This is a genomic window from Bradyrhizobium sp. STM 3561, from assembly GCF_045571455.1.
Lineage (GTDB): Bacteria > Pseudomonadota > Alphaproteobacteria > Rhizobiales > Xanthobacteraceae > Bradyrhizobium > Bradyrhizobium vignae.
In genome coordinates this window covers 2,791,916-2,817,477 of the sequence record NZ_CP120695.1, presented here as the reverse complement: position 1 = coordinate 2,817,477, position 25,562 = coordinate 2,791,916, and the positions used below count along the sequence as shown (strand labels likewise).

Annotated in this window: 17 protein-coding genes; 3 read left to right on the top strand and 14 right to left on the bottom strand. The window is 64.5% G+C overall.

Annotation, left to right across the window (positions count from 1 at the left end):
• Positions 1 to 29 precede the first annotated feature (29 nt).
• Together P6U28_RS13180 and P6U28_RS13175 are read right to left on the bottom strand one after the other, a co-directional pair.
• Positions 30 to 1,421: an efflux RND transporter periplasmic adaptor subunit gene (locus P6U28_RS13180; RefSeq protein WP_407122414.1), complete on the bottom strand. Its 1,392-nt coding sequence runs from the start codon at positions 1,419 to 1,421 to the stop codon at positions 30 to 32.
• Positions 1,411 to 2,895 (bottom strand): efflux transporter outer membrane subunit, encoded by a 1,485-nt coding sequence (locus tag P6U28_RS13175; protein ID WP_122403298.1) that lies wholly within the window; start codon positions 2,893 to 2,895, stop codon positions 1,411 to 1,413. The genes P6U28_RS13180 and P6U28_RS13175 overlap by 11 nt, the downstream gene beginning before the upstream one ends.
• Before the next feature lie 698 nt (positions 2,896 to 3,593).
• Here P6U28_RS13175 and P6U28_RS13170 point away from each other — a divergent pair.
• Entirely contained in the window at positions 3,594 to 4,628 is a 1,035-nt protein-coding gene (locus P6U28_RS13170) for a cysteine synthase A (protein WP_122403299.1), read from the top strand.
• A gap of 61 nt (positions 4,629 to 4,689) precedes the next feature.
• On the opposite strand, the gene P6U28_RS13165 is transcribed toward P6U28_RS13170, so the two are convergent.
• From P6U28_RS13165 to P6U28_RS13135, 7 genes are all read right to left on the bottom strand, one after another.
• Complete coding sequence (locus P6U28_RS13165; RefSeq protein WP_162500283.1) at positions 4,690 to 6,933, bottom strand: tetratricopeptide repeat protein; 2,244 nt, start codon at positions 6,931 to 6,933, stop codon at positions 4,690 to 4,692.
• A gap of 106 nt (positions 6,934 to 7,039) precedes the next feature.
• Complete coding sequence (locus tag P6U28_RS13160) at positions 7,040 to 9,283, bottom strand: tetratricopeptide repeat protein (protein WP_244607653.1); 2,244 nt, start codon at positions 9,281 to 9,283, stop codon at positions 7,040 to 7,042.
• A gap of 121 nt (positions 9,284 to 9,404) precedes the next feature.
• Positions 9,405 to 11,636 (bottom strand): tetratricopeptide repeat protein, encoded by a 2,232-nt coding sequence (locus P6U28_RS13155; RefSeq protein WP_407122412.1) that lies wholly within the window; start codon positions 11,634 to 11,636, stop codon positions 9,405 to 9,407.
• Between the two features lie 97 nt (positions 11,637 to 11,733).
• Positions 11,734 to 12,471, bottom strand: coding sequence for an amino acid ABC transporter ATP-binding protein (locus P6U28_RS13150; protein ID WP_027574517.1), 738 nt, complete (start codon positions 12,469 to 12,471; stop codon positions 11,734 to 11,736).
• 11 nt (positions 12,472 to 12,482) lie between these two features.
• A complete protein-coding gene (locus P6U28_RS13145) occupies positions 12,483 to 14,003 on the bottom strand; it encodes an amino acid ABC transporter permease (protein WP_122403300.1) in 1,521 nt (506 codons plus the stop codon).
• Positions 14,000 to 15,205 (bottom strand): amino acid ABC transporter permease, encoded by a 1,206-nt coding sequence (locus P6U28_RS13140; protein ID WP_122403301.1) that lies wholly within the window; start codon positions 15,203 to 15,205, stop codon positions 14,000 to 14,002. The genes P6U28_RS13145 and P6U28_RS13140 overlap by 4 nt, the downstream gene beginning before the upstream one ends.
• 25 nt (positions 15,206 to 15,230) lie before the next feature.
• Positions 15,231 to 16,247 carry an amino acid ABC transporter substrate-binding protein gene (locus tag P6U28_RS13135; RefSeq protein WP_122406680.1) on the bottom strand — a complete coding sequence of 339 codons (1,017 nt, stop codon included), beginning with the start codon at positions 16,245 to 16,247 and terminating at the stop codon, positions 15,231 to 15,233.
• A gap of 378 nt (positions 16,248 to 16,625) precedes the next feature.
• Here P6U28_RS13135 and metC point away from each other — a divergent pair, with 378 nt between their 5' ends.
• Entirely contained in the window at positions 16,626 to 17,810 is a 1,185-nt protein-coding gene (gene metC, locus P6U28_RS13130; RefSeq protein WP_122403302.1) for a cystathionine beta-lyase, read from the top strand.
• Between the two features lie 155 nt (positions 17,811 to 17,965).
• On the top strand, positions 17,966 to 19,657 hold the full coding sequence (locus P6U28_RS13125) for a Na/Pi cotransporter family protein (RefSeq protein WP_122403303.1): 1,692 nt from the start codon (positions 17,966 to 17,968) through the stop codon (positions 19,655 to 19,657).
• Positions 19,658 to 19,665: 8 nt separating this feature from the next.
• Here P6U28_RS13125 and P6U28_RS13120 read toward each other — a convergent pair whose 3' ends face one another.
• The 5 genes from P6U28_RS13120 to pbpC all read right to left on the bottom strand — a co-directional run bounded on the left by P6U28_RS13120 (position 19,666) and on the right by pbpC (position 25,553).
• Positions 19,666 to 20,004, bottom strand: a complete 339-nt coding sequence (locus P6U28_RS13120; protein ID WP_122403304.1) for a lipid-A-disaccharide synthase N-terminal domain-containing protein — start codon at positions 20,002 to 20,004, stop codon at positions 19,666 to 19,668.
• Entirely contained in the window at positions 20,001 to 20,738 is a 738-nt protein-coding gene (locus P6U28_RS13115; RefSeq protein ID WP_122403305.1) for a glycosyltransferase family 2 protein, read from the bottom strand. The genes P6U28_RS13120 and P6U28_RS13115 overlap by 4 nt, the downstream gene beginning before the upstream one ends.
• Before the next feature lie 63 nt (positions 20,739 to 20,801).
• Complete coding sequence (locus tag P6U28_RS13110) at positions 20,802 to 21,647, bottom strand: phosphatase PAP2 family protein (RefSeq protein WP_407122410.1); 846 nt, start codon at positions 21,645 to 21,647, stop codon at positions 20,802 to 20,804.
• 1 nt (position 21,648) lies between these two features.
• Positions 21,649 to 23,391 (bottom strand): glycosyltransferase family 39 protein, encoded by a 1,743-nt coding sequence (locus P6U28_RS13105; protein WP_129144846.1) that lies wholly within the window; start codon positions 23,389 to 23,391, stop codon positions 21,649 to 21,651.
• Between the two features lie 50 nt (positions 23,392 to 23,441).
• Positions 23,442 to 25,553: a penicillin-binding protein 1C gene (pbpC, locus tag P6U28_RS13100; RefSeq protein WP_407123063.1), complete on the bottom strand. Its 2,112-nt coding sequence runs from the start codon at positions 25,551 to 25,553 to the stop codon at positions 23,442 to 23,444.
• Between the last annotated feature and the right edge of the window lie 9 nt (positions 25,554 to 25,562).

The window sequence follows — 25,562 nt, the reverse complement described above, 5'->3', positions numbered from 1 at the left end:
CCTGCCGCGTCAAGCGGCTGTTGTCGGGATCATGGCTGCTTGGCTCCACTTCCCGATGCCCCCGGCCCCGGCGCCAGCCCAGTCTGCCCCTTCTGGTCGCCTTCGCTGCTCTTGCGCTTGGCACGGAACTCACCGTCCTTGCCCTGCCCGTCCTTCTGAACTTCTTTGGCACCATCCTTTTTCTGCGCGTCCGGCGCGCGCGAGCGCTTGCGCGGGGCAAGATCGGCCGATGGGGTTTGGTCGTCGCGGCCCACGATCACCTTGGAGCCGTCGGACAAATTGGCAAAGCCCGTGGTGATGACCTTGTCGCTCGGCGAGAGGCCGCTGGCGATCACCGCGTCATGCTCGTTCTGCTGCGTCACCGTCACGGGCTTGGCCGAGACGACGTTGTCCTCGCCGATGACGTAGCTGAAGGTCCCGACCGGGCCGCGCTGCACCGCAGAGGTCGGCACCACCAGCGCCTGCGTCAAGGTCTCGACCTTGAGACGGACATTGACGAACTGGCCCGGCCAGAGCTGGTAATTGGCGTTGGGAAATTCGGCCTTGAGCTTGAGCGTGCCGGTGGTCTGGTCGACCTGGTTGTCGATGCCGGTGAGCTTGCCGGTGTCGATCACCGTAATGCCGTCATTGCCGAACACGTCGACCGCCAGCGTGCCCTTTGCGGCGGCCGCGTTGACGCGCATGATCTGCTGCTGCGGCAGGCTGAACCACACCGCGATCGGCTGCAATTGCGTGATCACCACAAGACCCGTGGTATCGGAGGCGTGGATGATGTTGCCCTGGTCGACCTGGCGCAGGCCGGCGCGGCCCGAGATCGGCGCCACGATCTTGGTGTAGCTGAGAGTTGCCGCGGCATTGTCGATCGCGGCCTGGTCGGCCTTGATCAGCGCCTCGGTCTGCGCCACCAGCGCGCGCTGGGTGTCGGCCTGCTGCTTGGAGCCGGCATTGGTCGCTGCGAGCTGCTCGTAGCGCGCGAGATCGATGCGCTGGTTGGCGAGCTGAGCCTGATCCTGCGCCTTCTTGGCCACCGCCTGGTCGTACTGCGCCTGGTAAATCGCCGGATCGATCTCGCCGAGCACGTCGCCCTTCCTGACGTCCTGGCCCTCCGTGAAGTTGACGGCGATCAGCTTGCCGTCGACCTGCGAGCGGACGGTCACGGTATTGAGCGCGCGAATCGCGCCGACGCCGTCGAGATAAACCGGCACGTCCTGGATGCGTGGGCTCGCCGCCAGCACGGGCACCGGCAGATCCGGCCGCTGGTTGCGGTTGTTGGCCTGCTCCTGATGCGCAACGGTCCAGCCGAGATAACCGAGCCCGCCGAGGATCGCGAGCGTGATCAGGGTCATGACGAAGCCGCGGCCGCGCGATCTTTTCGCCGTCCCCTCCTTCGCGTCTTGCTTCGTCTCCGGCTTAAAGAGCATTGACCGGTTTCTCCATCCTCGGCTCCCAACCGCCGCCGAGCGCCTGGTACAGGCTGACGATGGCGAGGAGCCGTGCGAGTTGGGCCTGCGACAGCGCGTCTTCCGCCTGGAACAGGGTCAGTTGGGTGTTGAGCACGGTCACGATGTCGGCAGTGCCGGCGCGCAATTGCTGTTCGGAGAGATCGAAAGCCCGGCGCGAGGCGGCGACGACGTCGCGCTGCAACTGCAGCTTGATCGTGGTTTGCTTGATCGAGAACAGCGCATTGTCGACATCGGCAAAGGCCTGGATGATGGTCTTGCGGTAGGTCTGGAGCAGCTCGTCCTGCCGGGCCTTCGCGAGTTCGAAATTACCGAGGATCCTGCCGCCGTCGAAGATCGGCTGTGTCGCGCTGCCGACGAGCTGGAAGAAGGCGGCATGCGGCTGGAACAGCGAGACCAGCGCCGAGCTCTGATAGCCGCCATTGCCGGTGAGCTGGATGGTCGGAAAGAACTGCGCGCGGGCGTTGCCGATGTTCGCGGTCGCCGAGGCGAGCTGGGCTTCCTGGCGGCGGATGTCCGGTCGCTGCGTCAGAAGCTCGGACGGCAGGCCGGGCGTCACGCGCGGGATCGCGATCCGATCCAGGGAGCCGCCGAGCACGCGCACGCTCTCCGGCGGGCGTGATACCAGAACAGCCAGCGCGTTGGCGTTCTGGTCGAGTGTCTGGCGCAACGGCGGCACCAAGGCCTTCTGGTTCGCGAGCACGCTCTCCTGCTGGGCAACGTCGAGATCGGTGCCGGTGCCGGCCCTGCGCCGTTCCTTGACCGCATCGAGGATGCGCTGCGCGCTCGCGATATTGCGCTGTGAGGTCCTGATGCGATCCTGCGAGGCCAGCACCTGGAAATAGGCGTTGGCGACGGCGGCGAGCGTAGTCAGCGCGACCGTGTCGCGGTCGAAGCGATTGGCGTTGGCCGTTTCCTCCGCCGTTTGCAGCGCGTCGCGATTCTGGCCCCAGAAGTCGAGCTGGTAGCTCGCGCTCAGCGAGGCCGAATAGTTGACGACCTCGCGTCCGCCGATGGACAGGCCCGAGGCGCTCGAGCCCGAGGTGCGCGAGTAGGTTTCCGATCCGGTCGTCGACACGCTCGGCAGCAGCGCCGCGCCTGCCTGCCGTGCCTGGGCGTCGGCTTGGACGATGCGCGCGACCGCGGCGGCGATGTCGAGGTTGACGGTCTGCGCCTCCTCCATCAGCTGGGTCAGCTCCGCAGAGCGGAAGCCACGCCACCAATCCAGCGATGGCGGCGCATCGCGTTTGCCGGCATATTTGTATTGCGTGGGTACGTCGAGCGCGGGATCGGGGAGATCCTGGGTCAGCACGCAAGCGCCCGAACCGGCGGCGAGGCACAACACCGCAATCCATCGCGCCGCGCGCAGCGTCCGGAATGCAGAACCGAGAGACCGCCGCGAGGCGATCGCTGGAACTTGCTGTGTCACATCCACCCCCCGTCGGGCAGATCGAGCCGCCGCCGTGCAGCCGGATTAGCCGATTCGCGGCGGGACAGTCGGGAGGCTTTGGATAACGCGTTCACAGCTATGATGCTTTCTGCGGAACCTAAGAATCATACTAGCCGGGCGCGGAACGGCGGGACAGTGCCGCAGTTGCGAGATGCCCGTGCCAACGAGGCGGGAGCGAACTGACAAAAATGTAAAAAATGCCTGTCTCGCAGGGACTTCTCTCACTACGCAACATCTGGAAACGTGAGCAAGCTTACTAAGATTTCATGTGATATTGCTGCCACACCGGCCGCTGGCCCCTTCGATCCAACCGCGCCAGGCGGCTTCAGCTCAGTTGCGCCATCTGGGCCGCCCCGGAAGACCGTCAATTTGCCGAAAACGAAGCCGTCCATCCTGCCGATAGACTTTTCGACCTCCCAAACGCTGTGGCAAGAAATGGTCGCAAGACCGCTCATCACCAGCGTTATCGTGTCGGGTCCTAACGGAGTTCGACCATTTCGTCCTACGATATCCCGCCTCGCGGCCGAGCGCATCATCGCCGGTCCCGCCTCTCAACCATATCGCTGTTTGGACGGGCGTTTCGGTAGGGTTCGCCGCAACGCAAAAGCCTTTCCCTTTGGCCTCCCAAGCACTAGGTTCTGGCCAAACCTGATCAAAACCCCCTGGCAGTGATTTCCCCCGACATGACCATTCGCAACGACGTTGTCGAAGCCATCGGCAACACCCCGCTGATCAAGCTGAAGCGCGCCTCGGAACTGACCGGATGCACCATTCTCGGCAAGGCCGAGTTCATGAATCCGGGCCAGTCGGTCAAGGACCGCGCCGGCAAATGGATGATCCTGGAGGCGGAGAAGCGTGGCGAGCTCAAGCCCGGCGGTCTCGTGGTGGAAGCCACCGCCGGCAATACCGGCATCGGGCTTGCGGTCGTGGCGAGCGCGCGCGGCTACCGCACCTTGATCGTGATCCCGGAGACGCAGAGCCAGGAGAAGAAGGATTTCCTGAAGCTGTGTGGTGCCGAGCTGATCGAGGTGCCGGCCCTGCCCTATGCCAACCCCAACAACTACCAGCATGTCGGCCGCAGGCTCGCCGACGAGCTGCGCAAGACCGAGCCGAATGGCGTGCTGTTCGCCGATCAGTGGAATAACCTCGACAACGCGAAGGCCCACTACGAATCGACGGGGCCCGAGATCTGGGAGCAGACCAGCGGCAAGGTCGACGGCTTCGTCTGCTCGGTCGGCAGCGGCGGCACGCTGGCCGGCGTCAGCCGCTATCTCAAGGAAAAGAGCAAGAACGTCTGCATCGCCTGCGCCGATCCGCATGGCGCCGGCATGTACGAATATTTCAGGACCGGCGATCCCAAGGCGACGCCCGGCGGCTCGATCACCGAGGGCATCGGCCTCAACCGCGCGACTGCGATCGTCGAGACCGCCAAGGTCGATGACGCCTATCTGATTCCCGATGCCGAAGCCGTCACGGCGATCTATGATCTGCTCCAGCACGAAGGCCTGTGCCTCGGCGGCTCGACGGGCATCAATGTCGTCGGCGCGATGCGACTTGCAAGGCAGCTCGGGCCCGGCAAAACCATCGTCACCGTGCTGTGCGATTCCGGCAGCCGCTATCTCTCGAAGCTGTTCAATGCGGACTTCATGCGCGCCAAGAACCTGCCGGTGCCGGAGTGGCTGGAGAAGCGCAGCAACATCAAGCCGCCGTTCGTGTGATCGTCGCGGGAAGGCTCACGTCCGGGACGCTTGCCCACGAGGCGCCCGCGTTTCGACCCGATTATGCGACTTCGCCGCGCTCCGAGTCCGCGGCACAATAGTCGCGCCAGAACTGGCGATATGCCGCCTCGACCTTCCGCGTGTAGATTTCGACATTCCCGGCGGGCGAAGCCGCGATCCGGGCCGGCAATTCCGCACGCAGCTTCGCCAGATGAGCTGGCTGCGCCGCATATGTGCGCGCGATCGCGGCATATCCCTCGTCATCCTCAGCGACCCAATCGTTGAGGCCAACGGCAGCCACGATCGAGCCGCCGGCGCGCGACGAGGCGCCGTTGCCGAGCTTGGCCACGACCGGAACGCCGGCATAGAGCGATTCCCAGGTGCTGATGCCGCCATTTTGCGGAAACGTATCGAGCGAAATGTCGACATTCGCAAAGGCCCGCAGATGCTCGGCGCGCGGGGACGAGCCCATGCAGATCACGTTCTCCTCGGCAATGCCCTGCGCCACGAATCGCCCGACCAGGCTGTCGCGCAACAAGGGATCGTCCAGCAGGGTATGTTTGATGATGATCTTCGATCCGCTCACCGCGCGCATCACATTCGCCCACACCCGGATGGCCTCGTCCGAGATCTTGTAGATGCGGTTGAATACGCCGAAGGTCACATAGCCGTTGCGGAGCATGGGAAGCTCCGAAGGCGGCACATCCCCGATGGGATCGATCGTGATCAGGCACGGCAAATCATAGACCTTTTCGGCCAGCAGATGCCGCGCCGATTGCGGAATGAAGATAGGATCCGCGAGCACGTGGTCCATGGTCTGAAGACCTGTCCCGGTGGCATGACCAAAACCCGTGACCTGGATCGGCGCCGGCTTCCGTGCGAAGACAGGAAGCCTGTTACCCGATGAATGCCCTGACACGTCGATCAGGATATCGATCTTGTCCGCCTGGATGCGGTCGGCCAGTTCGTCGTCCGAAAGCTGCCAGGCATCGACCCAGATGTCCGCAAACGAGTTGAATTCGGCAGTCATCTCGTCGCGTCGCGGCGAGCATGAATAGCAGACGATCTCGAAGTTCGTGTGATCATGATGGCGCAGCACCGGTAGAAGGGCGAACGCCGCCGAGTGATACCAGAACTCGGCAGCGACATATCCGATCACGATCCGCCTTTCCGGATCGAGCTGGCGCGGCGCCAACGTCCTTCGCGGCAACTTGGCTCCGATCGCGTCCCACCAATGTTTGCGCGCGGCCTGCTGGACCGCGAAATCGGCGTCGGAGAGAAAGTCCAGAAAGAAAATCTTGCGGGCGATCAGGTCCGCATTATCAGGCGCCATCGCCAGGGCGGTGTCGAGATGTGCGATGGTGGATGCGATCTCGCCCTGATTGGCGAAACAGGCGCTCAGCAGCGTCATCGCAATCGCGGAGCGCGGATTTTCCGCGAGCAGTATCTTGACGGCCGCAAGCGCCTCGGCCGTGTTCCCCAGCTGGATGCTGACTTGCGCCTTTCCCTGCAAGGCGACCTCCAGCTTGGGCGAAAGCGCGAGCGCTGCATCGAAATCCGCAGACGCCCGCTCCAACCGCGATAGCTCGAAATTGAGCCGTCCGCGGTGGGCCAGGGCCTTGGCCGAATGAGGCCTCATCGCGAGCGCCGCTGCGAGCGCGGCCTCCGCTTCATCGTAGTGCTTGAGCTCGATATCGACCACGCCCTTGCCGATGAGCGCTTCCGCTTGACGCGGCTGAAACACCAGGGCGCGCTCGAAGCTCTGTTTGGCGCGGTCAAATTGGCGCAGCGCCAGCTCTGCCAGGCCGCGATTGCAGAGTGCATCGGCATGGTCCGGCTTCAGCTTGATGGCGCGATCGTACAGTTCGATCGCCTGCTCCGCGAGATTGAGGTGGAGCAGCGTATTGCCGAGATTGGTCAGCCCCTGCGGAAAGTTCGGCTTCAGCGCGATCGCCCTCTCCTGGCACCGGCGCGCATCCTCGAACTTCCTGAGATCAAAATGCACGGTCCCGAGATGGCTATGGGCTTCGTGCGAACGAGGATCGAGCGCAATCGCGCGCTCGAGCAGCCGCTGCGCCTCCTCGAGGCGCCGGCCGTTCTGCGCACACAGGCCGAGCAAGTGCGTGGCGTCGAAATGATCGGGAACAGCTTGCAGGATCTGACGGCAGAGCGCCTCGGTTTCCGCATATCGGCCCTGGCCATAGGCGCTCGCCGCGGCAGCGATGACGGCGTCCGCCTGCTTCTTCAATTTCTTCTGCAATCGCGCGTTCTGAAATGCGCGCGCGCCGGCGCCGCTGCTCTGCAAGGTTGCTCTCCGGAAGATCGCCCGGACCGAGTCTAGCTGATTCGCAGGCCCGACCCGCCGGTCACTGGACCAGCATCGCCCCCCGCGATTTTCCGGTCCTCAGCGTCTACACGACGTCGCCGCGTTCCGAGGCCGCGGCACAATAGTCGCGCCAGAATTGGCGATATCCTGCCTCGACCTTCTGCGTATAGATCTCGATATTGCCGGCGGGCGAAGCTGCGATCTGGGCCGGCAATTCCGCCCGCAGCTTTGCCAGATAGGCCGGCTGCGCCGCATATTTGCACGCGATCGCGGCATACCCTTCATCGTCGTCGGCGACCCAATCGCTGAGGCCGACGGCAGCCACGATCGAGCCGCCGGCACGCGAGGAGGCGCCGTTGCCGAGCTTGGCGACGACCGGAACGCCCGCATAAAGCGATTCCCAGGTGCTGATGCCGCCATTTTGCGGGAATGTGTCGAGCGAAATGTCGACATTCGCGAAGGCCAGCAGATGCTCGTGGCGCGAGGTCGAGCCCATGCAGGTGATATTCTCTGCGGCGATGCCCTGCGCCACGAACCGCGCGACCAGACTGTCGCGCAGCAAGGGATCGTCGAGCAGTCCGTGCTTGATGATGATCTTCGATCCGCTCACCTCGCGCATCACCTTTGCCCACACCCGGATGGCTTCGTCCGATATCTTGTAGATGCGGTTGAACACGCCGAAGGTCACGTAGCCGTTGCGGAGCATGGGCAGCTCCGACCGCGGCACGTCCAGCACGGGTTCTATGGTGATCAGACATGGCAGATCGTGAACCTTCTCGACCAGCAGATGTCGGGCCGATTGCGGAATGAAGACCGAATCCGCGAGCACGTAATCCATGGTCTGAAGGCCGGTCCCGGTGGCGTGCCCGAAACCCGTGACCTGGATCGGCGCGGGCTTGCGAGCAAAAACATGAAGTCTGTTGCCGGTCGTATGCCCCGATACGTCGATCAGGATATCGACCTTATCCGCCTGGATACGGTCAGCCAGCTCGTCGTCCGAAAGCTGCCCGGCGTCGACCCAGACGTCCGCCAGAGGCTTGAATCGTTCGGTCATCTCATCCGGCAACGGCCAGCAGGAATAGCAGATGATCTCGAACCTTGTGTGATCATGATGGCGCAGCACCGGCAACAGAGTGAGCGCGGCCGAATGGTTTCTGAATTCGGATGCAACGTATCCGATCACGATGCGCTTGTCCGGATCGAGCTGGCGTGGCGCCAACGTCCTTCGCGGCAATTTGGCGCCGACCGCATCCCACCAGGATTTTCGGGCCTCCTGCTGAACCGCAAAGCCGGCTTCGGAGAGATAATCCAGCAAGAAGATCTTGCGCGCGATCGCGTCCGAATAACCCGGGCTGAGCTCGAGCGCGGCATCGAGATGCTGAAGTGCCGTCGCAATGTCACCCTGGCTCGCATAGCACGACGCCAGCAGCGCCATTCCGATCTCGGATCGCGGATTTTCCTCCAGCAATGTCTTGACGGCCGCGATCGCCTGCGCCGTGTTTCCCAGCAGGATATTGACCTGCGCTTTCCCGCGTAGAGCCAGCTCGAGCGTAGGCGATTGCGCCAGCGCCGCCTCGAAATCGGCGGCCGCCTGCTCCAGGCGCGACAGGTCGAAATTGAGCCGTCCGCGCTGTGCCAGCATCCGCGCCGAATTGGGCTTGATCGCGAGCCCGGCTGCGAGCGCGGATTCCGCCTCATCGTAGTGCCGACGCTCGATGCTCACCATGCCCTTGCCGGCGATCGCTTCCGCGTGACGCGGCTGAAACAACAGGGCGCGATCGAAACTTTCGCTGGCACGCTCGAACTGACCCATCATCAGTTCGGCCATGCCGCGATTGCAGAAGGCATCGGCATAGTCCGGCTTCAGGCGGATGGCGCGATCGTGCAATTCGATTGCCTGCCCGGGGAGATTCATGTGCAGCAACGTATTGCCGAGATTGGTAAGAGCCAGCGGAAAGTTCGGCTTCAGCGCGATCGCCTTCTCCTGGCATCGGCGCGCATCCTCGAATTTCTTCAGGTCGAAGTAGACGGTCGCGAGGTTGCTGAAGGCCTCGTGCGAACGCGGATCGAGCACAATCGTGCGCTCGAGCAGCCGTTGCGCCTCCTCCAGGCGCCCGCCGTCATGCGCGCACAGACCGAGCAAATGCGTGGCATCGAAATGGTCCGGCAGCGCTTTCAGGATCTCGCGGCAAAGCGCCTCGGTCTCCGTGTATCGACGCTGGCCATAGGCGCTCGCCGCGGCGGAGATGACGGCGTCCGCCTGCTTCATCAGTTTCTTCTGCAATCGCGCGTTCTGGAATGCGCGCGCGCCGGCGCCGCTGCTCTGCAAGATGTCTCTCCGGAAGGTACCCGCATGGAGAGTCTAGCTGATTCGTCCTCTAGGCCGCCCGGTCGGCTGGACCGCGGGCGCCCGGGATTTCCCGGTGCTCGGGGCAAAATCCGGCTCAGGCTTACGCTATGTCTCCGGTTTCTGATGCCGCGACACAATAGTCGCGCCAGAACCGGCGATATCCCGCCTCGACGTTCCGCGTGTAGATTTCGACATTGCCGGCGGGCGAAGCTGCGATCCGGGCCGGCAATTCTGCGCGGAGCTTCGCCAGATGGGCAGGCTGCGCCGCATATTTGCACGCGATCGCAGCATAACCTTCATCGTCCTCTGCGACCCAGTCGCCGAGTCCGACGGCCGCGACGATCGACCCGCCGGCGCGCGAAGAAGCGCCGTTGCCGAGCTTGGCGACGACCGGAACGCCCGCATAAAGGGATTCCCAGGTGCTGATGCCGCCATTTTGCGGGAACGTGTCGAGCGAAATGTCGACGCTCGCGAAGGCCCGCAGATGCTCGGAGCGCGGGGACGAGCCCATGCAGACGACGTTTTCTTCGGCGATACCCTGTTCCACGAACCGCGCGACCAGACGGTCGCGCAGCAAGGGATCGTCGAACAGCCCGCTCTTGATGATGATCTTCGATCCGCTCACCGCGCGCATCACCTTCGACCCCACCCTGATGGCCTCGTCCGATATCTTGAAGATGCGGTTGAACACGCCGAAAGTCACATAGCCATTGCGGAGCATGGGAAGCTCCGAAGGCGGCGCGTTCAGGATGGGATCGATCGTGATCAGACAGGGCAAATCATAGACCTTTTCGGCCAGCAGATGCCGCGCCGATTGCGGAATGAAGATCGGGTCGGCGAGCACATGATCCATCGTCTGAAGGCCCGTCCCCGTGGCGTGCCCGAAACCCGTGACCTGGATGGGGGCCGGCTTGCGGGCGAAGACCTGAAGCCTGCTGCCAGTGGTATGTCCGGACACATCGATCAGAATATCGATCCCATCGGCCTGAATACGATCGGCCAGCTCGTCGTCCGAAAGCTGCTCGGCATCGACCCAGACGTCCGCAAGCGGCTTGAATCTCTCCGTCATCTCATCCTGCAACGGCCAGCAGGAATAGCAGATGATCTTGAACTTGGCGTGATCATGATGGCGCAGCACCGGCAGCAGAGAATACGCGGCCGAGTGGTTCCTGAATTCGGACGCGACGTATCCGATCGCGATCCGCCTGTCCGGATCGAGCTGGCGCGGCAACAGCGTCCTTTGCGGGAGCTTGGCGCCGATCGCATCCCACCAATATCTTCGTGCCGCCTGCTGGACCGCGAAATCGGCCTCCGGCAGATAATCCAGCACGAAGATCCTGTATCCGATAGCCTCCGGAAAGTCTGGCGCGATCTCCAGGGCCGCGTCGAGATGCTGGAGCGCCATCGCGATGTCTCCCTGGTTCACATAGCAAGCCGCCAGAAGCGCCAATCCCATCTCGGATCGCGGATTGACTTCGAGCAGCGTCTTGACGCCCGCAATCGCCCGCGCCGTGTTCCCCACGAGAATGTCGATCTGCGCCCTCCAGCACAGCGCGAGCTCGTGCCGCGGCGATTGCGCCAGCGCCGCATCGAGGTCCGCGGCCGCCTGCTCCAGCCGGGACAGACTCAGATTGAGCCGCCCGCGCTGCAGCAGAACCCTAGGTGAACCTGGCTTGATCGCGAGCGCTGCGTCGAGTGCGGCAGCCGCCTCCTCGAAGTGTCGTAGCTCGAGGCTCACCATGCCCTTGCCGGCGATCGCTTCCGCGTGACGTGGTTGAAGTGACAGGGCACGATCGAAGCTCTCTTTGGCGCGCTCGAGCCGGCCTGTCATCAATTCTGCCATGCCGCGGTTGCAAAACGCATCGGCATAGTCCGGCTTCAGCCTGATCGCGCGTTCGTGCAGCCCGATCGCCTCTTTGCCGAGGCAGATGTGCAGCAGCGTATTGCCGAGATTGGTCAGGGTGATCGGACAATTCGGCTTCAGCGCAATGGCCTTCTCCTGGCATGAGCGTGCATCGTTGAACTTCTCGAGCGCGAAATATACAGCCCCGAGATTGCCATGCGCGTCGGGCGAACGTGGATCGAGCGCGGTCTCACGCTCGAGCAGGAATTCCGCCTCATCGAGCCGCCCGCCGTCAAACGCGCGCAGGCCGAGCAGGTGCGTGGCGTGGAAATGATCGGGGACTTCCTTCAAGATCTCGCGGCAGAGCACCTCGGCCTCGGCAAGTCTGCCCTGTCCGAGCGCCTCGGCCATGACGGCGTCCGCCTGCTTCTTCAGCTTCTTTTCCAGTCGCGCATTCTGGTATGCGCGCGCGCCGGCACTGCTCTGCAAGGTCTCTCTCCGGAGGATGGTCCGAAAAGAGACGAGCTGATTCGGATGGTGCCAAGCTTGCGGTCAGTCAGACCACGAGGCCGTGGGGCGCAGAGGCTCAGCGCAGAATCTGGCTCAGGAACAGCTTCGTGCGGGCGTGCTGCGGGGCGGCGAAGAACTCCTTCGGCGTGTTGGCCTCGATGATCTGGCCGGCGTCCATGAACACGACGCGGTTGGCGACCTCGCGGGCAAAGCCCATCTCGTGGGTGACGACCAGCATGGTCATGCCCTCCTCGGCGAGGTCGACCATGGTGTCGAGCACCTCCTTGACCATCTCGGGGTCGAGCGCCGAGGTCGGCTCGTCGAACAGCATCACCTTCGGGTTCATGGTCAAGGCCCGGGCAATCGCGACGCGTTGCTGCTGGCCGCCGGACATCTGCCCCGGAAACTTGTTGGCCTGGTGCGGGATCTTGACCCGTTCCAGGAACTTCATCGCGGTTGCCTCGGCATCCCTCTTGGGGATGTTTCGGACCCAGATCGGCGCCAGCGTGCAATTGTCGAGCACGGTCAGATGCGGGAACAGATTGAAGCTCTGGAACACCATGCCGACCTCGCGACGCACGGCATCGACATGCTTGAGGTTGGGACCGAGCTCGATGCCGTCGACGACGATCTCGCCCTCCTGGAATTCCTCCAGCGCATTGATGCAGCGGATCAGCGTGGACTTGCCGGAGCCCGAGGGCCCGCAGATCACGATGCGCTCGCCCTTCCGGACCTCGAGGTCGATGTCGCGCAGGACGTGGAATTCGCCATACCATTTATTCAGGCCGGAAATCTTGACGATGGGGTCGGACATGGTGGCCTCGATCAGTTGCGGCGGTGGGCGTTGAGACGGTGCTCGACGAATAGCGAGTAGCGCGACATTCCAAAGCAGAAGATGAAATAGATGATCCCGGCGAAGGCGAAACCGGTGAACGCGGTCGACGGCGTCGACCATTTTGGATCCGAGAACGAGGCGCGCAGCGAGCCCAGGAGGTCGAACAGCGCCACGATCGAAACCAGCGAGGTGTCCTTGAACAGCGAGATGAAGCTGTTGACAAGGTTCGGAATGACGTGACGCAGCGCCTGCGGCAGCACGATCAGCGACGTCGTCTTCCACCAGGACAATCCGAGGGCGGCCGCCGCCTCGCCTTGACCGCGCGGTATCGCAGCGAGCCCACCGCGAACGTTCTCGGCCTGATAGGCGCCCGTGAACAGCGCAATGCCGATCAGCGCCCTGACCAGACCGTCGACGGTGAAATTGCCGGGCAGGAACAGGGGCAGCATATAGGTCGCGAAGAACAGCACGGTGATCAGCGGCACGCCGCGCCAGAACTCGATGAAGGCGATCGAGAAGATCCGGATCAACGGAATGGTGGAGCGGCGGCCGAGCGCGAGCGCAATGCCAATCGGCAGCGAGGTGACGATGCCGGTGACGGAGACGACCAGCGTCACCAAAAGGCCGCCCCAGAGATTGGTTGCCACGATCGGCAATCCCCCGTGGTCGAGCCCCATCAGCTTGATAACGATCGCGATGCCAATCAAGGTGCCGATGCTCGATGCCAGAGCCCGGCCGCCGGTGCGAACGCCACCGCCCAGAACGAATGCGATCAGGCCGACAATCGCGGCCGTGATGGCAAAATCAGCCCAGACCGGCTGCCCCATGCCCTGAATATAATCGCGCAGCCAAGTGAGCGGAAAGATCAGCCATTGGATCGCTGTGCCGAGCAGCACGACGAGGCTTCCGACGACCCACAGCAGCGGAGCGACGGCGGACGTCTTGCTCAGGCTGAGCAGCGCCTGCCCGGCACCGAGGATGCTTTCGTCGAACAGTTGCAGCAGGCCGGCCGTCCAGCTCAGGCCGAAGCCCTTGATGCCGCCGCCGTGCAGCAGGAAGAATGCGACCACCGGAAAGGCGGCGAAGAACAGGCCGGCATTCAGGCCCTTCGCCGGCAGCCGCGGAACGAGCAGCGGCAACAGCAGGACGGCTGCGAGCAACAGCGTCAGATCCACCCGCCAGCGCTCGGCCTCGGGATAGAAGCCGTAGATCAGCTGCGGGAGCTTCGCCTGGATGTAGGGCCAGCAGGCGCCGACCGCAAAGCCGGCGTTCTCGGCGAGGCAGGCGGTGCGGTCCTGACCGCTCCAGACCGCATCGACCATCAGGAACTTGACGGAAGGAACGATGGTGAACCAGAGCAGCAAGGCGCCCAGGATCGTCAGCAGGATGTTCGTCGGCGAGTTGAACAGGCGCGTGCGCATCAGGCCGATGAAGCCTGTGGTCTTCACCGGCGCGGGACGCTCGGCGAGCAGGTCCCTGCGGACGAAGCTGGACGAGATGACATCGCTCATGCGCCCAGACTCCGGCTGACGTGCCAACCGTAAACGCTCATGACGGCGCTGGTGAGGAGCGAGATCAGGAGATAGACGCCCATCGTCATGGCGATGATCTCGATTGCCTGCCCGGTCTGGCTCAGCGACGTGCCGGCGAACACCGACACGAGGTCAGGATAGCCGATCGCGACCGCAAGCGAGGAATTTTTCGTGAGGTTGAGGTATTGATTGGTCAGCGGCGGTACGATGACGCGCATGGCCTGCGGCACGACGATCAGGCGGAGCGTGGCGCCGCGGCTGAGACCGAGCGAGGATCCCGCCTCCATCTGCCCCTTGTGAACGGACAGAATGCCGGCACGCACGATCTCGGCAATGAAAGCAGCGGTATAGGTCGACAGCGCCACCGTGAGCGCCACGAATTCCGGGATGATGCGTGAGCCGCCGGCGAAGTTGAACCCCCGAAGCTGCGGCAGCTCGAAGGTAAAGGGCAGACCAAACACCAGCATGGTGGCGAGCGGCAATCCGAACAGCGCCCCCAGCACATAGGGCCAGATCCGGATCATCCGCCCTTCCTGAAACAACGCGCGCCGCGCATGGAAACGCAGCACCAGCGAGGCGACGACGCCGAGCGCCAGCACCGCCAGGAACGGCCCGAGGCCGCCCTGGCCGATCGGACTGGGAACGACGAGGCCGCGATTACTGAGAAAGGCAATACCGAGCAGCGAAATGCTCTGCCGCGGATTGGGCAAGGCAGCGAGAACGGCGAGGTACCAGAACAGGATCTGGAACAGCAGCGGCAGGTTGCGGATGACCTCGACATAGATCTCGCCGACACGCGACAACAGCCAATTGGGCGACAGCCGGCATAGCGCGACGATGAAGCCGATCACGGTGGCGAAGACGATGCCCACCACCGAGACCACGAGCGTATTCAAGAGCCCGACCACGAACACGCGCAGGAACGTGTCCGAGCCGGTATAGGAGATCAGGGTCTGGTTGACGTCGAAGCCGGCATTGTTCCTGAGGAAGCCGAAGCCGGCAGCGATGTGCTGGTTTTCGAGGTTGGCGCGAGCATTGGAGACGATCTCGTAGCCGATCCACCCAAGGATCGCCGCGAAGGCAAACTGGACGGCAACGCCGTTCCAGCCAGCCTTGCCGCCCAGAATGCGCCGGATCTTCAGCGCGATCTGGAGCGGCGGTTTTCGGGCCTCGGTGCTCATGCCGCTGTCGGCCGATCAGGGGTGATCAGCGGATCGGCGGCGCGTACTGAAGACCACCCTTGTTCCAGAGATTGTTGAGACCCCGATTGATGGCGAGCGGCGAGCCCGCGCCGACGTTGCGGTCGAACACCTCGCCGTAATTGCCGACCGCCTTCACGATCCGCACCACCCAATCCTTGGTCAGGCCGAGCTGCTCGCCGAAATTGCCGTCGCTGCCGAGGACGCGCTTCAGCTCCGGGTTTTCCAGTTTCGCCTTCTCGTCGACGTTCTTCGAGGTCACGCCGAGCTCTTCGGCGGTGATCATCGCAAACAGCGTCCATTTCACGATGTCGAACCACTGGTCGTCGCCGTGGCGCACCATCGGGCCGAGCGGCTCCTTCGAGATGATCTCCGGGAGCACCATATGGTCGTTGGGATTGGCGAGCTTGAGGCGATTGGCGTACAGGCCCGACTGGTCGGTGGTGAAGACGTCGCAGCGCCCGGCTTCGTAGGCCTTGACGGTCTCGTCGTTGGTGGCGAATGCGATCACCTCGTACTTCATGTTGTTGGCCTTGAAGTAGTCGGCGAGGTTCTGCTCGGTGGTGGTGCCGGTCTGCACGCAGACCGATGCGCTGTTGAGCTCGAGTGCCGAGTTCACCTTGAGCGACTTCTTCACCATGAAGCCCTGCCCGTCATAATAGGTCACGCCGGTGAAGTTGGCGCCGAGAGAAGTGTCGCGCGAGATGGTCCAGGTGGTGTTGCGCGAGAGCACGTCGATCTCGCCCGATTGCAGCGCCGTGAAGCGGTCCTTGGCGGACAGCGGCACGAACTTGACCTTGGTCGGATCGTTGAAGATCGCGCCGGCAATGGCGCGGCAGACGTCGACGTCGATACCGGTCCAATTGCCCTTGTCGTCGGGCGACGAGAAGCCCGGCAGGCCTTGGCTGACGCCGCAGGACAGCATGCCCCGGTCCTTGACGGTCTTGAGCGTTTGCGCGTCGGCGGCTTGGGCGGCGAGGCCGGCGGCGAGAGCAAGAGTGAGAGCCAGGGTTACGCGTTTCATGGGCTTCGGGCCTTTCAAGGTCGTCTCAAGATCAGGAATGTTGTCTCAGGATCGTCTCTGCCAGGGAAGCCTGGCAAGAATCATGCTGGGAAACCTTGCCGAACACTCGCCGATCTCGAGAGGCCATACCTTCATCCCCGCCGCTGGCGCCCGCCATTTTGGCTGTGACGCAAAGACCGCTCAGGCAATGGATCGAAGGTCGCGGCAGGCCCCTCAACATGCGGCGACTGAATAGCACCTGCGCATCACAGAACGACTGGCGAGCCGGGTCAAGGGGTTGACGGGACTCTTCTGTATTCTGTTATTAACGACAGCGGCCTCTCGGCCGGCCCGCGGGCGCGATGCGTCCGGTGGAAACGCGGTTTTGAAAGCAGACGCATGGATTCCTCGCACCCCCAAGAGCAGCACGCCGAGACCCGGCTGGTCACCTCCGGCCGCGACACCAAGGCGCAGAAGGGGTTCGTCAATCCGCCGGTGTTCCACGGCTCGACCGTGCTCTATCCGACCGCCGAGGACCTGCACGCCCATCGCGGCGAGTTCACCTATGGCCGCCACGGCACTCCGACGACCAGGGCTTTCCAGGATACGCTGATGGCGCTGGAGGGGCCGCAATGCGCCGGCGTCGGCATCGTGCCGTCGGGCCTGTCGGCGATCTCCACCACCCTGCTCGCGGTGCTGAAGGCCGGCGATCATATTCTGGTCGTCGACAACATCTATCGGCCTTCGCGCAATTTCTGCAACGGCATGCTGACCCGCTATGGCGTCGAGACCACCTATTTCGATCCGCTGATCGGCGCCGGCATCGAAAAGCTGTTCAAGTCCAACACCCGCGCCGTTCTGGTGGAGGCGCCGGGCTCGCAATCCTTCGAGATGCCCGACATCCGCGCCATCGCCGACGTCGCGCATGCGCGCGGCGCCCTCGTCATCGACGACAACACCTGGGCAACCCCGCTCTATCACCGCTCGCTGGAGCAGGGCGTCGACATCAGCATGCAGGCCGCCACCAAGTATATCGGCGGTCATTCCGACATCATGTTCGGCACCATCTCGGCCAACGCCAAGGCCTGGCCGCAGATTGCCGAAGGCATCCGCCTGCTCGGCGTCTGCGCCGGTCCCGACGACGTCTTCCTGGCGCTGCGCGGCCTGCGCACGTTGTCGGTGCGCCTCGCGCAGCATCATCGCTCCGGGCTCGATATGGCGCGCTGGCTCGCAGGCCGTCCCGAGGTCGCGCGCGTGCTGCATCCGGGCTTAGAGACCGATCCCGGCCATGCGATCTGGAAGCGCGACTTCACCGGCGCCTCGGGCCTGTTCAGCATCGTGCTGAAGCCCGCCCCGCAGAAGGCTGTCGACACCATGCTCAACACGCTAAAACTGTTCGGCATGGGTTTTTCCTGGGGCGGCTTCGAGAGCCTCGCAATTCCCTTCGATTGCGATGCCTATCGCACCGCGACCAAGTGGGCGCCCGGCGGCCCGACCCTGCGACTCCACATCGGCCTCGAAAGCACCGACGATCTCAAAGCCGATCTCGATCGCGGCTTCGCTGCCCTCAAGGCGGCAATGTGAGCCTGCTCACGCGGCATCGTGCGCGAGGACGCGGCATCGCGCGCCGCGGGAACGTGCACGCGCCGCAAACGTTAACTCCAATGCGCCAACAAATGGTTTGATCCTCAAGTATTTGGCGCTAGCCTCACCAATCGACTCCAATCCGGACTCGGAGCATGGGAACGTTGGTTCTGCTCGATCTCATGGGCGGCGTTGCGCTGTTGTTGTGGGGCCTGCACATGGTCCACAGCGGGATCTTGCGCGCCTTCGGCCCCGACCTGCGGCGCCTGCTCGGCAAGGCGCTCAGCAACCGCGCCAGCGCCTTCGCCGCCGGCCTCGGGCTCACCGCGCTGCTCCAGAGCAGCACGGCAACGGCGCTGATCACGTCTTCGTTCGCGGCCGAGGGGCTCGTCAGTCTCGCCGCCGCGCTCGCCATCATGCTCGGGGCCAATGTCGGCACGACGCTGATCGTCCAGGTGCTGTCGTTCAACATCGCCGCCGTTGCGCCAGTGCTGTTCGTGCTGGGGCTCGTCGCCTTCCGCGCCGGGCCGCGATCCCGGATCAAGGACGTCGGGCGTGTCTGCATCGGCCTCGGCCTGATGCTGCTCTCGCTGCACATCCTGCTCGACACGCTGGCGCCGGCGGAGAACGCGCCCGGCGTCCGCGTCGTGATGTCGGCCATCACCGGCGACCCGGTCTTGTGCATCGTGATCGCCGCCCTCGTCACCTGGGCGGTGCATTCGAGCGTTGCCAGCGTGCTGCTGATCATGTCGCTGGCCTATTCGCAGTTCATTTCGCCCTATGCGGCCCTCGCACTGGTGCTCGGGGCCAATCTCGGCAGCGCCATCAATCCCGTGTTCGAGGGCGCCAGGCGCGACGACCCCGCAAGCTATCGCCTGCCGGTCGGCAACCTCATCAACCGCGTGGTCGGGATTGCGCTCGTCCTGCCCTTCCTGGGCGCGATCGCTGCGCACATGCACGCCTGGCAGCCCGATCTCGCCAAGATGACGGCGGCTTTCCACATCGCCTTCAATGTCGGCACGGCCGTGCTCTTCATCGGCCTCCTCGACCCCATGTCGCGCCTGCTGAACCGGCTGCTGCCCGATCGCGTCAAGGAGGCCGATCCGGCCCGGCCGCGCTATCTCGACGAGACCGCGCTGGAGACGCCGTCACTTGCGCTCGCCGACGCCGCCCGCGAGACCTTGCGCATGGGCGACCTCGTCGAGGTCATGCTGCGCAAGGTGATGGCCGCGATGATGACCGGCGACCGCGCGCTGGTCGACCAGGTTTCGAAGACGGACAATCTCGTCGACGGTCTCGACGAGGCCATCAAGCTCTACGTGACGAAATTGATGCGCGGCAGCCTCGACGAGAGCGAAGGACGGCGTGCGATGGAGATCATCTCCTTCGCCATCAACCTCGAACATATCGGCGACATCATCGACAAGAGCCTGAGCGAGCTCGCCACCAAGAAGATCAAGCGGCGCTTCCAGTTCTCGGCGGAAGGGGCCGAGGAACTCGCCGCGTTCCACAAGCGCACGATGGACTCGCTGCGCATCGCCTTTGGCGTCTTCATGTCGGGCGACGCCAACGAGGCGCGCAAGCTGCTGGTGGAGAAGACGGCGCTGCGCAACACCGAGCTTGCCGCGGTCGAGCGCCATCTCGACCGCCTGCGCGAGGGCCGCCCCGAAACCATCGAAACCACATCGCTGCATCTCGACGTGCTGCGCGACCTGCGCCGCATCCACTCGCATATCTGCTCGGTCGCCTATCCCGTGCTGGATGCAGCCGGGGAGCCCTATCGTAGAACCGAGGCGGAAACGGCCGCCCTGTCCGCCTCAGGCGCGGCCTCGGTGTTGCCGCGATAACCCTTTGATCAGCGGTCCAGTGTCTTCGAGGCGGTGCCGCGGTTCTTGACGATCAGCATGATGTTGCGGACATAGATGATGGTCGCGAGCGCCTGTCCGAGGATGATCACGGGCTCGCGCTTCACGACGCCATAGACCAGCGTCATCAGCCCGCCGCCCATCGAGCAGAACCAGAATGCCATCGGCACCACGCTGTTGCCGGCGCGCTCGCTCGCGATCCATTGCACGAGGAAGCGCGCGGTAAAGAACAGCTGGGCAACCAGGCCGAACGCCAGCCAGAAGTCGAACTTGGCGATGAAGACGTCGTAGAGATAATTGCTCAGCGCCTGACCGTATTGGATGATCATGCATTCACCTCGGTCACCTCAGGCGTCGGCTTCTTGCGGCGGATCAGCCACCACACGCCGGCGAGATCCATGATGCCGATCCACAGCCGGTCGAAGAAGCCGTAGTTCGATACACCCGAATGCCGCGGCCGGTCGATCACGTCGACATAGGCAATGTCGTAGCCTTCGCGGCGGACCAGCGCCGGCAGGAAGCGATGCAGCCCGTCGAAATACGGCAGCATCAGGAAGACGTCGCGCCGGAACGCCTTCAGTCCGCAGCCGGTGTCGCGCGTGCCGTCCTTCAGGATGCCATTGCGAACGCCGTTCGCCACGCGCGACTGGAATTTCTTGAAGCCGGTGTCCTTGCGCCCGACGCGTTGGCCGGCAGCGAGACCGACGCGTCCTGCCCCCTTCTCGACCGCCGCGATCAGGTCCGGCAGGAAGGCCGGATTGTTCTGGCCGTCGCCGTCGAGCGTCGCCACGATTTCCCCGCGCGCCGCGCGTACGCCGCTGCGCACGGCTGCGGATTGGCCGCCTGACCTCGCATGGCGGAGCTGACGCAGATTGCTCCGCTGCTTCATGATGGCGGCAAGCCGCTCACCAGTCGCGTCGGTTGAGCCGTCGTTGACGTAGATGATCTCATAGGCCCAGCGGCCATCGAGCGCCGCCGTGATCTCCTCGATCAAGGGCGCGATGTTGTCGGCTTCGTTGCGCACGGGAACGACGATTGAAACCGAAGGCTGGGACGTCGACAAATCGAGGCTCGTGGTTGGAATTGACCTGCCCCAGGGAACCGGCGTCCCGGCAGGCAGCCGCTTTTATGGGGCGGATGCCCCGCGGGCAACCCTTTTGAGGCGGTCCGAAACCGTCCGTGAAAGCGGCACGATGGTGCCGTCGGCGCGGATGGCAAAGCCGAGCCTTCGGGCCGCAAACCAGTAACGGACGGCCATGGCCCCGACCATGCCGACCAGGGCGCCAGCCACGACGTCGCTCGGGTGATGCGCGAGCAGCACCAGGCGCGTCAGCAGGATCACGATTGCGTAAGTGAACATGAACAGGCGCAGGCGCGGCCACAATGCCGACACGGCAAACGCCAGGGCGAAGGCTGCCACGGCATGGCCTGACGGCAAGCTGGCGTAGGCGCCCGTCCCCTCGAACGGTATGAAGTTGAATGGATTGGCCTGGCCGCCGACAAATGGACGTCCGCGGCCGATGAGATATTTCAGGATCTCAGCGACGAACGCCGACACGGCAACCGACAGAAACATGAATTGCAACCGCGTGCCGAAGCCGAGCAGCAGCGCGCGGCGGCTTCCGTGCATTCCGGCCGCGACAAAAGCCAGCGCCACCAGCGCAGCCCCCAGCACGGAGAGCACATACTCGTCCTTGCCGAAATCGGTGAGGATGCGGATCGGCCACAGGCTGGGTGTGCCGCGCGGCGGCATCAGCAGGATCTCGGTCTGATCAAACCCGACCATCAGCACGATGACCAGCGCTGCGCCCGCTGCGCTGAGCCAGAGCGAGTGCCGTGCCAGTCTTCGGGCGGCCTCGGCCCGGCGCGAATGCGATGGCGAGCGGACGAGCTGCGCCAGGGCGCGCCAGGACACGGCGAGCAACTGCGCGGGATAGCCGCCACGCGGCGCAGTGTCGGTCGGGACGCTCATCCTATTGGGTGCCTTCCGACCGGAAGATCGAAATCGAGATCGCGCGCCCTTGCGAGAAATTATAGCCGTCGATGCGCGCGCCGACCTTGTAGCGCAGCCCGATCGCCTCGGCGCGCTGCACGAAGCTGCGCTCCGAGCGCTGCTCGATCAGCGCGAAGCGGCAGTTCCCCTGCCGCAGGAAGTCCGCCGCACCAGAGCCATCCGTGAGCAAGGTCTGAGTGCCCACCAGAAAGACAAGGCTCGGCTCGTGATAACCAGCCGCAGCCGCCTTCGGTCCGACGCAGGTGACATTGCGAAGCGCGCGCGCGATCTCGATGCTCGGAAACAGCGGCGTCAGTGACGGCAGCACGATGCCGTAGACCGTCACCGCCAGCATCAGGGCTGCGACCAGCGCGTTGAGCAGCGAGCGCTCGGCGCGATTGTTGTCGTAGAGCCACCAGGCGAACAGGCCGAAAATCAGCGCGGCCGCGATGAACGGCCAGGCCACGAAGGCCGGCTGCCGCGTCAGCATCACCGCGCCCACGACCGCGATGATCGAGGCGGCGGCGGGGATCGCGAACCACCACGCCGAACCGCGCGTCAGCCAGGAGCGTGACAGCACGCGCCGCTCCAATGCGCCTGCGGTAAGGATCGCGATCGCCGGATACAGCGGCAGCACGTAATGCGGTAGCTTGGTCAACACCGCCTCGAATACGATCCAGGACGGGATCAGCCAGGCCAGCAGAAACTGCGCGCCGGGCTCACGCCGCGCCCGCCACACCGCCGGCGCCGCCATCGCGGCAAGCGGTGCGCCCGGCCAGAACGTGATCCAGAACAGCGCCAGATAGAGTCCCGGCGGCGCACCGTGGGATTCCTGGGCCCCTAACTTGCTCAGCATGTCGCCACCGACGGAATCGGCGAAGAAGGCATCGCCCGCGCGCCAGAAGATCGCGACGAACCAGGGCAGCACCAGCACCAGCATCCACATCAGGCCCCAGAGCGGGCGCAGCTTCCACAGCCAGGAGGCGTCGCGGTCCTGGATCGCAAGCGCGACGATGGTGAGGCCCGCGAACATCAGGATCAGCGGACCTTTTATCAGGATGCCGACCGCGAGCGCGCTCCAGAAGATCGCGGGCCAGCTCCAGGGCGGATGCGTCTCGTCCTCGGCGCGCTGCCAGGACAAATAGGCCCGCGCCATCGCGCCCATCGCGGCGACGACGCAGAACAGCAGCATGGCATCGGTCTTGGCGAGGCGAGCTTCGACGCCGAGCAGCACGGACGCGCACATCATCAGCGCCGCCAGCACCGCGGCGCGTCGCGTGACGAAGCCGAGGGCGGCCCAATAGGTCATGAGAACGGCGCCGATCGCACCCATCAGGGAGGGCAGCCGGTAGACCCAGATGCGCAATTCGGCCTTCGGCAGCTTGAGCATCGACGCGGCTTCGACGGTCGCCGATTGCAACCAGTAGATGCCGACCGGCTTCTTGTAGCGGACGTCCTCCTGGAAGCGGATATCGACATAGTCGCCGCTCTCGACCATCTGCTTGGTGGCCTGGGCGAAGCGCGCTTCGTCGCGATCGATCGGCGGGATGGTGAAGAAGCCGGGCAGGAACAGCAGCAGCGCGCAGAGCACCAGGAAGCCGACCGCGCGCGCATGGCTGGCCGTGACGATGTCGAGCATGCGCACGAGCCCGCTGCCCGGATTTGCGGGCGATTTCGACTCGCGCGGGGCTCCAAAACGGGGGCTTGGGTAGGTCTCGGCCATTGGTTCCGCTTACGCTGAAACCGCCATCGCCACAACCGCTTAAGGCAGGGTCATTGAATTCGAATGACGACTGTGTCCGCGGCGCCCGTGGCGTCGATCACGGTGAGCCGGGCAAAGCCCGGACCGGGCGGATCGATCAGCCGCTGACGGCGGCCGTCGATCTCGCCAAGCGCGGTGCCGTTAACCATGACGGTCATGGGCAGCACGCCGCCGGCGACTTTGACCGGCATGGCTGCGCTTTCCCGGCCCCCCGATCGATCGACGTCGATCCGCGAGCCGTTGAGCGGAAACTGAATGTGCAGCGCCTGCTCGCCTCCGTTGCGCACCAGTTCCCCGATCGGGCGGAACCGCTTCAGGGGCAGCGGCAGCTTGGCGTTGCCGGCCACCAGGGTTCCCCGGGGAGCTTTCGGCAACGGCGCGAGCGTCTTGCCGCTGCGGGCAAAGGCGTCGAACAGGATGGGTGCGGCGGCGACACGTCCGATCAGCCCGGGAACCGGCGCGCCGTCCGGACGCCCGACCCAGACGCCGATGGTCATACGGCCGTCGAAGCCGACCGACCAGGCGTCGCGATCGCCGTAAGAGGTCCCGGTCTTGAACGCGATCCGGTTGTGGGCGGCGTTCTCCGGCGGTGGCGTTCCCAGCAGCACGTTGCCGACCTGCCAGGCCGCGACCTGATCCAGCAGCCGGAGCGGCTCACGGTCATCCTTGTCGGCCATGATCTCCCGCAGTGGCTTGGTGGTGCCGAGACGGGCAAAGCCCACATAGAGCTGGGCGAGGTCCTGGAGCGTGACGCCAACGCCGCCGAGACCCATGGCGAGCCCTGGCGTCTCGTCCTTGGGCAGAACCAGATTGCCGCCGGCCTGGCGCAGCCGCGAGGCCAGCCGGCTCGAGCCGACGCGGTCGAGCAGCACGATGGCGGGCACGTTCAGCGACAATTGCAGCGCCTTCCTCACCGGCACCGTGCCCTGGAACGTCATGTCGAAATTTTCCGGCGCGTAGGAGCCGAAGCGGACCGGCCGATCGTCGATCAGGCTCTCCGGATGGACGAAGCCATCCTCGAAGGCGAGCCCATAGATGAAGGGTTTCAGCGTCGAGCCCGGCGAGCGGATGGCGCGGGTCATGTCGACCTGCCCTGCCCGGCTCTCGTCGAAATAATCGGCCGAGCCGACGCGGGCGAGCACGTCGCCGCTCTCATTGTCCACCACGATGATGCCGACCGAGATGTTCGGCCCAAGCGCAACGGCGCGGTCGCGCGCCAGCGGCTCCAGTACCTTCTGCAAGTTCGCATCGAGCGTCAGCTTGATGACCGGCTTGTCCTTGACTGTCGAAAGCGCGGTGTCGGAGGCGTGCGGCGCCAGGATCGGCATCGGCTTGCGCAGTTTCGGCACGGGCACCGCCTTGGCCTGCTTGGCGTCGTCGGCACTGATCACGTGCTCCTCGACCATGCGGTCGAGCACGCGATCGCGCGCCTTGCGCGCCGCATCAGGGTAGCGGTCGAGCCGGCGCGTCTCCGGCGATTGCGGCAGTGCGACCAGCATCGCGGCTTCCGCCAGCGACAGGCGCTTCGGCTCTTTGCCGAGATAGGCGATGGACGCCGCGCGGATGCCTTCGAGATTGCCGCCATAGGGTGCGAGCGCCAGATAGAGATCGAGGATCTGCTCCTTGCTCATGCTGCGCTCGATTTCGATCGCACGCACCATCTGCCTCAGTTTTGCGTAGAGCGAACGTTGCCGCCTCGGCTCCATCAGCCGCGCGAGCTGCATGGTGATGGTCGAGCCGCCCGAGACGATGTGGCCGCGCGTCCCGAGCTGCAACGCCGCGCGCCCCAGCGCCAACGAATCGATGCCGTCATGAGCATAGAAGCGCTGGTCCTCATAGGCGAACAGCAGCTTGAGATAAGTCGGATCGACGTTGGTCCTGGCATCGACCGGCAACCGCCAGCGCCCGTCCACCATGGCATAGGCGCGCAGCAGCTTGCCGTTGCGGTCGACGATGGTGGTGGAGACCTGGCGTGCTTCCTCGAGCGGGAGAGGACCGAGGGAGTAGACCCAGGCGACGAAGCCGGTGATGGCGAGGATGAGGGTGAGAGCGGCGGCGGAGACGAGGCGAAAGGCGAGTTGCCCTCTCCGCTCGTCATGGCCGGGCTTGACCCGGCCATCCACGCCGTCATC